At 49.5% G+C, this 11,589-nt stretch carries 10 protein-coding genes and 4 pseudogenes; 6 read left to right on the forward strand and 8 right to left on the reverse strand.

Annotated features, from left to right (window positions below; genetic code table 11):
* Positions 1 to 154 precede the first annotated feature (154 nt).
* The 7 genes and pseudogenes from ACRDCA_RS05450 to ACRDCA_RS05480 form a co-directional block, all read right to left on the reverse strand.
* Positions 155 to 711, reverse strand: a pseudogene (locus tag ACRDCA_RS05450) (ISKra4 family transposase); the annotation flags it as partial.
* 85 nt (positions 712 to 796) lie between these two features.
* Complete coding sequence (locus ACRDCA_RS05455) at positions 797 to 2,212, reverse strand: Na+/H+ antiporter NhaC family protein (protein ID WP_438688620.1); 1,416 nt, start codon at positions 2,210 to 2,212, stop codon at positions 797 to 799.
* A gap of 21 nt (positions 2,213 to 2,233) precedes the next feature.
* Complete coding sequence (locus ACRDCA_RS05460; protein WP_438688621.1) at positions 2,234 to 3,394, reverse strand: trans-sulfuration enzyme family protein; 1,161 nt, start codon at positions 3,392 to 3,394, stop codon at positions 2,234 to 2,236.
* A gap of 40 nt (positions 3,395 to 3,434) precedes the next feature.
* Positions 3,435 to 4,727: an L-cysteine desulfidase family protein gene (locus tag ACRDCA_RS05465; RefSeq protein WP_438688622.1), complete on the reverse strand. Its 1,293-nt coding sequence runs from the start codon at positions 4,725 to 4,727 to the stop codon at positions 3,435 to 3,437.
* 369 nt (positions 4,728 to 5,096) lie between these two features.
* Positions 5,097 to 5,517 (reverse strand): annotated as a pseudogene (locus tag ACRDCA_RS05470) (IS1 family transposase).
* A gap of 93 nt (positions 5,518 to 5,610) precedes the next feature.
* Positions 5,611 to 6,420, reverse strand: a complete 810-nt coding sequence (locus tag ACRDCA_RS05475; RefSeq protein WP_438688623.1) for an RNA-guided endonuclease InsQ/TnpB family protein — start codon at positions 6,418 to 6,420, stop codon at positions 5,611 to 5,613.
* A gap of 35 nt (positions 6,421 to 6,455) precedes the next feature.
* Positions 6,456 to 6,785, reverse strand: a pseudogene (locus tag ACRDCA_RS05480) (helix-turn-helix domain-containing protein); the annotation flags it as partial.
* Positions 6,786 to 6,841: 56 nt separating this feature from the next.
* Here ACRDCA_RS05480 and tnpA point away from each other — a divergent pair.
* Positions 6,842 to 7,268: pseudogene (tnpA, locus tag ACRDCA_RS05485) on the forward strand (IS200/IS605 family transposase).
* A gap of 271 nt (positions 7,269 to 7,539) precedes the next feature.
* Positions 7,540 to 8,286: a hypothetical protein gene (locus tag ACRDCA_RS05490; protein WP_438688624.1), complete on the forward strand. Its 747-nt coding sequence runs from the start codon at positions 7,540 to 7,542 to the stop codon at positions 8,284 to 8,286.
* Positions 8,287 to 8,605: 319 nt separating this feature from the next.
* On the opposite strand, the gene ACRDCA_RS05495 is transcribed toward ACRDCA_RS05490, so the two are convergent.
* A complete protein-coding gene (locus tag ACRDCA_RS05495) occupies positions 8,606 to 9,220 on the reverse strand; it encodes a DUF2913 family protein (protein WP_438688625.1) in 615 nt (204 codons plus the stop codon).
* A 274-nt stretch (positions 9,221 to 9,494) separates the two neighbouring features.
* Here ACRDCA_RS05495 and ACRDCA_RS05500 point away from each other — a divergent pair, with 274 nt between their 5' ends.
* The 4 genes from ACRDCA_RS05500 (at position 9,495) to ACRDCA_RS05515 (ending at position 11,400) form a co-directional block, all read left to right on the forward strand.
* The gene (locus ACRDCA_RS05500) at positions 9,495 to 10,073 is read left to right on the forward strand and encodes a recombinase family protein (RefSeq protein ID WP_438688626.1); all 579 of its coding nucleotides are present in this window, start codon (positions 9,495 to 9,497) and stop codon (positions 10,071 to 10,073) included.
* A 1-nt stretch (position 10,074) separates the two neighbouring features.
* Positions 10,075 to 10,359 carry a cytoplasmic protein gene (locus tag ACRDCA_RS05505; protein WP_438688627.1) on the forward strand — a complete coding sequence of 95 codons (285 nt, stop codon included), beginning with the start codon at positions 10,075 to 10,077 and terminating at the stop codon, positions 10,357 to 10,359.
* Between the two features lie 437 nt (positions 10,360 to 10,796).
* Entirely contained in the window at positions 10,797 to 11,081 is a 285-nt protein-coding gene (locus tag ACRDCA_RS05510; RefSeq protein WP_438688628.1) for an arylsulfatase regulator, read from the forward strand.
* On the forward strand, positions 11,038 to 11,400 hold the full coding sequence (locus ACRDCA_RS05515; protein ID WP_438688629.1) for a reverse transcriptase domain-containing protein: 363 nt from the start codon (positions 11,038 to 11,040) through the stop codon (positions 11,398 to 11,400). Before ACRDCA_RS05510 ends, ACRDCA_RS05515 begins: the two co-directional genes overlap by 44 nt.
* Positions 11,401 to 11,589: the final 189 nt, after the last annotated feature.

An 11,589-nucleotide genomic window follows, 5' to 3' on the forward strand; every position in this document is an offset into this window, starting at 1 on the left:
TTTATGTTTGATGATGGGATTGTTAGTATGAAGCATGAGAGTTACCTCGTGTTTTGTATAAGGATTCGACACCCATATCAAAACCGGTAACTCTCAACCTTGCAAGGTCCAGTGTCAGATCAAGTCGCGACTAATACAAATTAAGGGACACAGCCTAGCAGGCGAATTTATCCTGCCGTTCGTTATTCAGAACAGCGGTCCGGGTCTGACACAAATAATGCGCCCCTTTTCTGCTCCACTGCATCTGTTGTTTTTTGGCCATTCGTCTGGCGATCACTTCATTTATCGTTGATTCCACAAACGCCGTTGAAACCGGCTCTCCGTACCGGTGCATTTTATTGTTCCGGATGTAGGTATACATTTCATCCAGGTGTTATGGCAGGGATTTCAGGCCTGTATAGTTGCGCTCAGGATCATCGCAATACATGACGCCATTATCGATATCTCCAGTGCGGCGACAACATTGTCATGCCAGAGGTATCGTTTTACTGCTTTCCAGAAGCGCCGAAACTTTACTGGGTCTGACACCTGCAGCCCTTTTGCATACAGCATAAGCACCGTCAGCCGCATCGTACTATGAAACCCGCCAAACACATGAATTGACTCAGGATACATGCCGAACTGCCGTTCTCTCAGGTTATCCGCATCGTCGGACAGAAAGAAAATCTGTTGGTTGGCCTGCATTCTCTGGGCAGACAGGTGTGCCATGAGCGGTACGTGTTTCCTGTGAGCAATTTCTTGTCGAATGGGCGGTGACTAGGGGCCATGTCTGAGGATGCCCCCACGATTTGCGAGTTTAAAGCGAAAAACCGAGCGCCAGATAAACCAGTAGCGCCAGTCCGCCCGTCACCAATGCGTACGGAAACTGCGTTCTTATATGCTCGATATGCTCGCAGTTGGTTGCCATAGAGGCCACAATGGCATCGCTGGATATCGGGGACGTCATGTCGCCGAAAATAGAACCGGCAATGGCCGCACCGATCATATATTCTACTGGAATACCAAGAGAGACGCCCAACTGCACGCCGATAGGGATCATGATCGCGAAAGTGCCCCACGACGTACCGGTAGCCAACGACATGACGGCGCTGATCAGGAAGATGAAACCGATGGAATAGCCGGAGGGGATCACGCCGGAGGTCACCGCAGCAATATATTGTCCGGTATTGAGTTCTGCAGAAATGTGTCCCATCAGGAAGGCCAAAATCATGATGGAGCTGATTTTCACCATGCTGGCGTAACCGATATATAACTCTTTGAAAAAGTTTTCAATATTTAAAACACCCCGCAAGGTAAACCAGATGAAGGAAACTAAGGTGCCGAACATTACGCCGGAGTAAACGGACATGGAGCCGCTGCCCCTGGAGAATTGACCGTCACCGGTCATATAGAGCGCGACAGGAACCATCAGTACGGTCGAGAGGATAGGAATGAAAAAGTTAAGCAACGAATTGCATGCCGGATGATCGATGACTTCGTCTTCCCGTTTGCTATCTTCCTCGGCGAGGAGGTCCGCATTTTCATCAAAGCGGATCTCAGCCTTTTTCATCGGCCCCCATGAAAAACCGGAAAGAATATAAAACAACACCGAGGCCAGTGAAAACCAGGCCATAATATTCCACACCATAGCGCTCGCTAAAATTTCAAACGGCTCTCCGTCAAGATAACCTTTGGCTATTTGCACCCCAATCACCCCCATCATTGCCGCACCCCAGCCGTTGATCATGACCGAAGAGCAGACGGAAACGCAGGATGTCTGGATGATGTAAGACATCTTCTCGGGTGATACCCGGTAGCGTCTGGCCAGGTCTTTGGTAGAGGCACCGGCAATCAACTGATTGATGGAGCTTTCAATAAAAATCAGTGAGGTAACGATCATCGCCAATAACTGCACGGCGCGCTTATTGGTGACATAGTCATTTTTCTCGGTTAAAAATTGTACCAGCCTTCTGACCCCGCCGGTCACCACAATGAGCCGCATAATGCCGCCGATCATGACCATAAAGATGACCGTTCTGGCATTGCCCGCAGAGGCGAAAGTATCGATGATGCCATTCAGGGTGGCGCCGACCCCGCCAAGCAGGCTGTGGTTGATCACAACAAAGCCGACAAAAATCCCGGCCAGCAACGACAAGATCACTTGCCGGGTAAAAATCGCCAGAAAAATAGTCACCAGCGGTGTGATGATGGTCCATATCCCGTAATCGTGCATTTTTAGTTTTCCTTTTTATTATCAAGAAATGCAGGAGAGAGCATGGTCAAGATCGCCGACCAGATCGCCGGCATCTTCGATGCCTATCGACAGGCGCAGCGTCGTGTCATAAATACCGATAGACTCCCTTTCTTCGCCGGTCATCGCACCATGCGACATGGAGGCGGAATGGTTCACCATGCTTTCGACACCACCGAGAGATTCGGCTAACACGAAATAATTCAACCGCGGTAAAAATGCTTTAACATTATGGATGTCGCCTTTTAAACGGACGGTGACGACAGCGGCTCCCGAACGCATCTGTTTCTGGCACAGGGCGTACTGAGGGTGCGATTTAAGTCCCGGGTAGCAGACGCTGACAATAGCGGGGTGCCCCTCAAGAAACTCGGCGATGACTTGTGCGTTTTGACACTGCCGTTGCATGCGCACGTCCAGGGTTTTCAGGCCGCGGAGTGCCAGATAAGCATCGAACGGGGAAGCAATGGCACCGACGGTAGTTTTGATAAAATTCAACTGTTCGGCCAAGTGTTGACGGTGGGTGATCACGGCACCGCCGATCAAATCGGAGTGCCCGCCAATATATTTGCTCGTGGAAAGCATCACCATATCAGCCCCCAGTTCCAGCGGCCGTTGGTTCCACGCGCTGGCGAAGGTATTGTCTACGCACGTGGTGATATTCCGTGCTTTGGCGATCCGGCAAACGTCTTGAATGTCGACCAACTCCAGCAGCGGATTCGTCGGGGTTTCGATCCAGATCAAACGGGTATTTGGCTGCACGGCGGCATTGACAGCCTGCAGATCGTTGAGATCAACGTAAGTGAATGTCATTCCAGAGGTCATTTTCCGCAGTTTTTCAAATATCCGCCAGGTGCCGCCGTAAACGCCGCACATGGCGATGACGTGTGAATCGCAAGGCAATAATTCGAGTACCAGCGATGTCGCCGCCATTCCGGATGCGGTCGCCGTGCAATAGATGCCGCCTTCAAGTTCGGCCAATGCACTTTCATAGGCGCTTCGCGTAGGATTCGCCACTCTGGAGTAACAAAAATCGCCGCCTTCACCGAGGTTGGGTTGAATAAACGAACTGGCTGTGACGATCGGGGGAAATATGGCGTTATGCCCTGGGTCGGTTTGGTTGCCGGCGTGTACGGCCAATGTCGCAATAGAGGGTACGGGTTTCATAAGGTTGCCTTTTTTGGTCTGATTATAGATAGTTGGTTTTTTAGGGTGCCTTGTCCGACATGATTTGAATAATTTGTCTGTCGGTGTGTTGCATTGCTGATGCCGCCAATTGACACAAGGCATCAATCGTCATTTCCACATCTTTATGGACGATGCCGTCGTGTTGATTCGCGACAAAATGATGTTTGGCCATCAGCACTGATCTGATGGCGCTTGCCGTGGTGCTGGACACCTTCATCGCGCAGGTGGCTGATGCGCCGTCGCAGATAATGCCGCTGATGTCGCCGATCATGTTTTTAATGGCACCGCCGATCATCGCGTAATCTTTGCTGAGCAGCCAGGCCATGCCTGCGGCGGCCCCCATCGCGGCGGTAGAAGCCGCGCACAAGGCCGACAAACGCGCGTAACGCGAATGAATGGAAATAGCGACCAGATGAGATAGCGCGACGGCGCGCACGAGCTCTTCTTCGCTGCACTGCAGATACTTAGCCAGTGTCACGACGGGCATCGTGGCGACGATGCCTTGATTCCCCGAACCGAAGTTGGTCATGGCCGGCAAGGCGGCACCGCCCATTCTGGCGTCGGAAGCGGCGACCGTATCGATAACAATCTGATCTTTAAGGCTGTGATGGAGAAAAATATCGGCGTCGGCCAAGCGCAGAGCGCCATTGACATTTAACCCATACGGCGCGCGCTTTCCTTCCTCGGACAGCGCACTATTGAGCCGTATGGCTTCTCGCATAAACGTAATGCTGTCGTAGTCGACGTTCTGAATAAAATCCACGGCGTTCTGAATTGAAAATTGATGCGGTGTCGCCGAATGGCGGTCATTGACATTGGCCTGTTGCGCCAGGTGATATGCTACGCCATCGACAGATAAATGCGTCATATTGATATGGTCATCTTCGATGACCACCCGACACTGCTTTATATCTGTAATAACGGTAAGCTCAACGTAAATAAGTACATCGCTGTCCACGGTTTGAATGCATACTTTGTTTTCACTGACTAATTTCTTGGCAAGAAAAACATGTTCTGGCTTAACGTTTCGCAATACTTCCAGCATCAGTGACGCATCACCCCCTACAGCGCCAATTGCCGCAGCAAGCTGTACACCATTACCGGATATGTTCGGCAATCTGACGCCATCGGCGTTTTTATACAGATTCCTTGATATTTTACCGAACACTTCAATGATATTTCCTTCAGCATACCGGGCCGCCGTTGCTGCGGCAAAGGCAATGGCGATAGGTTCCGTACATCCTAATGCAGGCCTGACCTCTCGCTTGAGCCAGGCAAGTAGACAGTGGGAAGTTGTTTCGTTTCCTAGCATTATCGAAACTCGTGTTAATGTTTTTTATAGACTATTACCTACTTTGGAGAAAAGCTTGTCTTTTTCAGCGTTAATTTCATTCCTAAATAGAAAATTATTCTCTTTTTGAATTTTATTAATTTAGCTAAATTTATTTATCTAATTGATTTTATTTGCTTTTAATGACACTCACTCTAAATGCCGTGATTCACATCACAAAGATATTGTGGAATTTCATACTAGAAAATGACGTTGCGGCGAAATGGATTTCTGGTTTTAATTGATGTGGGGCGGATTTTTATCAAAAAATGAACATCGTGTTTGTCGAACGTAGTGAAAACACAATTCACGCTACTCTAGCTCCGGCCATTAACCGATCGTGACGCAGATTTATTGGTAGTGATGAATAGTCAGAGACCCACCGATGATCTTATCGTGCATTTCCTCTGACGTCGAAAAAACACATTGTTCTGCGGGTCAGTCGTTTGATATGTATGCGAAGATTAAGATTATGTCGCTCTCACCGTTGGGTCTATTTCTTGCTCACCACAAAAATTTTTTAAGTGCCGCAGAACTGTATTGAGGCTGATACCCAGCACTCGAGCGGTATTCCTGTATCTGGAAGCGTTCATTGCCATATTAGCAATGGTCTGGTGTGTGTCTGGCTTGGCCCCAGAGTCGCTAACGCTGATCTGAACGCTTTTTAAGCCGTGATGCAGATGTCATGTTGGACACCGGATGCGGAATGTCCGTTACATCGAACGCCATGGGTTTCATTGCACTGAGGGCAGACGACATCAACTTTCGCCATGTATTACATCCAAAGTACAGAGCATACGCGATCAGCACGTCTGCGTCATGATCGTGACTGCTCCCCGCCGTAAACGGCGAGGCTTCCCACTTCTCAGGCCACAACCGTCTGTATGACGGATTTACGCTGGCCTCTGTGGGCAGAAACGACGAGTCCCGCTGCCTGTAATTCCAGTATGCCTTGGTGCCGGATATTGAGTGACGCATTGATATCGCGGTCATGCTCAACTCCGCATCCAGGACATTGCCAGATGCGCTTATTCAGCGGCATTTCCGGCATTTTGTGTCCGCAGCAATGACAGGTTTTTGAACTGGCGAACCATTGATCCAGTTTGACCAGATGAACGCCTTTTTCTGCTGCTTTGTATTCCAGTTTTTTGATGAACCCATTCCAGCCTGCATCACCGATAGCGCGGGCCAGATTGTGGTTTTTCATCATATTTGCTGTTTTCAGCGTCTCCACAATTACTGCTTGGGTTTCGTCAATAATTGCCCGGGAGAGTTTGTGCTGGAAGTCAGCGCGGGCATTCGCTACCCGTTCGTGTACGGCTGCAAGTTGTATACGGGCTTTGCGACGATTCGCACTGCTTTTTTTCTTTCGGGACAGGGCTTTCTGCTTCCGCCGCAGGTTACGGCTGGCATTGATAAGGTGGCGTGGATTTGCAATCTTAACGCCGTCAGATTTGATGGCGTAGTGTGCCAGCCCCATATCCAGCCCTGCGACACGCGTTATCAGGGTTGGTTTTGCTGGCGCTTCTATACCATCGTTACAGAGTATTGAGGCGTGATATTTACCTGTCGCTGAACGGCTCAGAGTAATACTTTTCACTGTACCTGTTATTTCACGATGCAGACGCGCTTCTATCGGCGCAATTTTCGGAATTTTGATTGCGCTTTCGAGCACTTTACTTTCACCCCGACACAGTGGTAGCTGGATTGTTTACCGTGTTTGCGCTTAAACGCCGGGAAATGCGCTTTCAGCTTCGGATTAAAGAAATTGGAAAAAGCGACATCGAGATTAATCACTGCCTGTTGAAGGGCGATAGAATCATATTCTTTCAGCCATGTGTACCTACGGGATTTTTTCGCGACCGCGAGTAACGGTTTCAGGTCTTTGCGCGGGCTTAAGCTCACGCCATGGCGCTTATACGCCTGTTTTTTTATATGCAGAGCCTTGTTATACGCAAAACGTACCGCACCAAATTGGGCGTTGAGATATTCCGCCTGTTCTGGTGTGGGATAGATGCGTACTTTTGTGGCTCTTAACATACTCAGCGCTCATTGATATAGTTCATTTATTTTAACAGCTTAGGTGGATATATCAATTGAGTTATCAACATGAAGCGCTGGAAGGATTTCTCCGGAAAAGGCACAGCGTGAGCAGGCTGGTTGTGCATCTGATTTTCACAACAAAGTACCGCCATAAACTCTTTGATGGTCGCATGATGGAACGACTACGGGAAGCGTTCTTATCTGCTGGCGCAAAGCTGGAATGCGAAATCATAGATAATGGACGGGGAGCCAGACCATGTACACCTTCTGGTCGCCTACCCACCCAAACTGGCGGTAAGCATGATGGTTAACAACCTGAAATCGGTATCATCGCGGTTATTACGCTAGCAAAATACACAGTTACGAATGCAGAGCAAAACAGGGCTGCTGTGGTCGAGATCATACTTTGTCTGTAGCACAGGAGGGGCAACGATTGAAACGCTCAGAGCCTACGTTCAGAGTCAGTCAACACCTGACTGATCTTTAAAGCCCTACGGGCTTTTCGCCTTATATCCCCGCCCGCACTGGGCGAGGGTTTACGGCGGATCTTGCTAAACCGGTATTATTGGCCCAGCTCATTCGGTGACCCCATTAACGATGCCGCATAAACACAACGCCAAGGGAGACTGCAACCTTACCCTATCCATGCACCAACGCCCACCAATGTCACACCCTGAGCAAAAAATGAAAGTGATGAGCAACTTTCCATGTTAAACATTTATACCTGTTATTTAAAATGAGGATTTAATATATGAGTGGATTACAAGTAAGCATGCATAATAATACATATACCCTTTCAGACTCCCGTGTTCAACGGATGTTCACCGCTGATAATAAAAAAGAGGCAACCTACATGGGGTTATGGGATAGATTTAAAGATTTATTCAGGAGCGATAAAAAATCAGAGGTGTTATCACATCTATATGACCTCCTGCATTCATGCGAACGTGAAGTTCCTGTTGGCTGTCACTTAGGTCCGCTGACTATTTTTGAGAATCTTACCTCTTGTGCAAACGAATCATACGAAGGACTATTTAAAACAGAGTGTAATACTGATACGGATACAGTGTCTTTCTTTTTGGGCCCACACGAGTTGAAAACGTTTAGTCTCTTGGATATTATTAAAAGCATTACAGTAAATGGTAATAACTTTCTTGAAAATTTTGGTCGTATAGTAATGGACCATTATCAGCAGAGTCATCAAGCTGTGTCGGGGGCTAAACATAGAAAATTGTATGGGGCCGATATGCTCCTTAAACATCGCGTTCTTGTTTATGACGCGCACCCGAAACTGAAAGCCTTTCTGACTGACCATGTCACTAGCGATAATGCTGTTTTGCTGCGTATGGTGGATTCACTGAACAGCCAGGTTCGTGGGCGCGATGCTGAAACGGCATCGCGGCGAGTGCAGAATTTTATACTTTCTACTGTTGGCCTGTCGCCAGCCCCTGTACACGATCCTGATGTGCAACCAGGGGCTGTAACACATCAGGTATAAATGCAAAAAACCGTTGGTCGCGGAGCTTTTTCACTGCTTTGTCTACGTGGTGGGTAGCTTCAGCAGCGTGGTTATCTTCTTCTTCGCTCTTCACGCACAGGGCGTGTAATTCAGCCGGAAGATGGATATGCGCGCGCATCGGGATTCGTCAAAAACTGGCGAAACGTGGCATCATGGGGGTTGGCGTGCTATGCGGTTGATAACCTGGTACGGCTCCGTGACACCTTGCGCGTCCAACTGCTGTATATGCTCCGCCATTCGGCAAAAATCGGCCATTGTCATCGGTGTTTCCTTTTGACCGGTTTGACTGGGAACAGTGCTACGTGGGTTCCAGCACGACCGTATGATGATCTCGGGTGCTGTCGACGATCCTCGCGTTCAGACCATATTCCGTCATAACATGGATAAAGGTGACAATGTCACCGATAATGCGAAAGGGTACAGGGTGCAGATGGCGTCCGTCCTGGGAAAAGGCAGCATTCAGCACTGTTTTCTCGACGTAGAAGCCGTTGTTAAGTGACGGCGTCAGAGCCACTCCGGATTTCCACTCCCGAGCATCCATCACGTCATTGTCCCAGCCCTGGTCTTTCAGTGTTTCTGAGGCGTAGGTGAGCCGAAATAGGTCTGATTGTGCGGACAGATTGCCACTGCAGGAGCGCCACAGGTAGTCCAGATGCTGACGCAGTTTTCCGGCCGGTCCGTGCTTACGCCCGCGTTCGAGTAGCCAGCTGATGTCGACGGCGACGCTTTTGGGAAATCGCTTCTGCTTTTGGGCCGTGGCCAACCAGCGAATAAGAAACAGATTTTCGGCATAGGGTGTGCCGGCTATGCCGTCCTGACGCGCCAGACCCAGTGCCGTTAGGGCGCAGAACGCGAGATGGCTGAGCGCTGAAGTGGTGTTTTCTGAGGTAATGGATCCGGTCTTGTCTAACAATGCCTACCCTGCCTGTTAAAGCGATAGATTAATGGCGGATTTGCGCCAGGTCGTCAACGGTCAACCCGGTCATTTTCATTGCCGAGTCGCGATCTGGGGTTCTAAGCGGCAAGCCGCCAAAACTTTGTCATCGCTGTTTTATCTGTCCGTAAGAGGATCGCTCAACGGACAGTCAAAAGGAATGCTTGTACTCCAGAGAAAATCACTGCTGACGTTGTCTCATATAACTGGTACGGTATCAATCTCTTTCATGGCCCCTTAAACGCACACATTCATGACTGAAATACGGATCGGCTATGCTCGGTGCTCTACCGACAAACAGGATTTAACGGCTCAGCAGGAAGCACGGGGCAAACTGAGTGTTTCCCCGGACAGAATTTACATCGATAAAAGACTGACCGATTCAAACCGGCAGAGGTCTGATCTGGATCAGGCGCTTGCTGCGGTTCGCCGTGGCGACACTCTGGTTGTACCTCAACGTGATCGTCTGGCCCGTTCGGTTCCTGACGCACGGGAGATCGCAGACGCCCTGCTGGCTAGCAGCATGAAGTGGGCACTGGGAAGCCGTATCTATGATCCGGCTGATCCGATAGGGAAAATGCTCTTTAACGTGCTGGCTACTTTTGCTGAGTTCGAAGGAGATCTGATACATCTGCGCACCCGCGAAGGCATGGCCATTGCTCGGACGAAAGGGAAGCACCGGGGAAAACAACCGGGGTTATCAGATAAACAACAAAAAGAACCGTGCCGGATGCATGAAACCGGGCAGCACTCGATCAGCGATCTAGCTGAGTCATTCGCGGTATCCCAGCCGACCGTTTACCAGACCCTTTCCCGTCATAAGCAGGTTTAGTATGCGTATACCCGAGAATGCTATTTTATCAGCCCTGCGAAACGGTGGGTGTATAAAAAGTTTTTACCGGCGATCGGTGCGAGGCGCTCAATCTGTAAAAACACCGTTGGCTGACGGCTATGTCTTGGCCTCACCGGGTGAGCACGGGGAAATCATCCTGAGCCATGCCGATTTTTTGTCAGTGAAAACGAAATTGGCAGAAGCAGAAACCTGGGAGCACGTCGTAGGTCACGTACTTTTTGGGGGCAGTACCTGGATTATTTGTCCCCCTGATATCGACGATTAAGTGACTGACGAGATAACGGACTCAATTTCCATGAAAAAACAATTAACCAGAAACGTCGCGCAGGCAATGGATCTTGTTGAACTCATTGATGATATGCCTGAGGACATGTTGATAACGGTACACAACCCTAATTGTGGATCGCCTCAACGTGTTACTGCGCCAGCGAACCAGACAAAACGTGGCGGATTTTCGGCCCGGAGAGGGGGTCAACTTCCGGTCTGACTATGGCAAACGGTAACGGGTGTTCCGGTTCGTCTGAATAAAAAAACAGTCTCTATTCAAACCGAAAGCGGTACCCGCTGGCATGTTGCACCACAACGGCTGACCCGGGTTAAACGCCCATTAGCGTCAGACACCCCAGCGGATACCGATATCGAAAAAAAGCTTCTTAACCCAATAGGGTCACCATCCAGAGTCACACATTTCAGGGGGTAAACGTGATCGATTTAACCGCAGATCAACAGCAACTGGCGAAGACAGTCCACGATTATAGCTGCCGATTTCCTACGACAGAAAATGGTGATAGCCAATTACTGCAGGGTTGCTATGACTACATGGAAGCTTTTAAGCAAGTGCTCGACAGCTCATCAAAAGTCCAAATGGACTACATCTGCCTGCAATATCCAGGATTTTTTCGCTTTGCGACACTGATGGAATTACTGGCGCAAGGTATTGCGGGTGGCGTCATCCAGGTCCCACAAGATCACACACATAATCCATAAATATTGTGTTTCAATCATCGCTCTTTCACAATATATTGGTGTCTTCCCCACGCATGTGGGGTCGACCAAAGGCATTCCCCGTGCCTCCACCCTGAGTCCCCTTCTGGCGGCCTTTCATTTGACGGAAACGGACCGGTACGTTGAACAACAGCCTCATCTGCGCTATGCCCAGTTTATGGATGATTTCCTGATTTTCGCCCGGACGCGACATCACCTGCGACGGGCCGTGAAAGCACTGAACCGGTTCCTCACGCACTACGGATTTGTGAAGCGTCATGGTGCGGTGAACTCACATTCCAATTGTTTTTCGTCTAGGTAACATGCCGTTATGTTCATCATACGGAGAAATAAAATGCCTAACCGTAAGGCTCATTTGTAAACGCCCGGTGATGGCACCTTGTGTCGTGGCGTGAGGTTGGGGTTTTCCGTAAGTTAACTGAAGTGATTGCTGGCGTACGGCAACAGCTCATCCAGCCGACGATTCGGCCACGCTGGCAACCGCCTCAAT

The sequence above is a fragment of the Serratia sp. (in: enterobacteria) genome (genome assembly GCF_051654945.1).
Lineage (GTDB): Bacteria > Pseudomonadota > Gammaproteobacteria > Enterobacterales > Enterobacteriaceae > Chania.

Bases quoted from the DNA above. Each gene is read 5' to 3' on its own strand.
- ACRDCA_RS05455 (WP_438688620.1), bottom strand. From the start codon at position 2,212: ATGCACGATTACGGGATATGGACCATCATCACACCGCTGGTGACTATT.
- ACRDCA_RS05460 (WP_438688621.1), bottom strand. From the start codon at position 3,394: ATGAAACCCGTACCCTCTATTGCGACATTGGCCGTACACGCCGGCAAC.
- ACRDCA_RS05465 (WP_438688622.1), bottom strand. From the start codon at position 4,727: ATGCTAGGAAACGAAACAACTTCCCACTGTCTACTTGCCTGGCTCAAG.
- ACRDCA_RS05490 (WP_438688624.1), top strand. From the start codon at position 7,540: ATGAGTGGATTACAAGTAAGCATGCATAATAATACATATACCCTTTCA.
- ACRDCA_RS05500 (WP_438688626.1), top strand. From the start codon at position 9,495: ATGACTGAAATACGGATCGGCTATGCTCGGTGCTCTACCGACAAACAG.
- ACRDCA_RS05505 (WP_438688627.1), top strand. From the start codon at position 10,075: ATGCGTATACCCGAGAATGCTATTTTATCAGCCCTGCGAAACGGTGGG.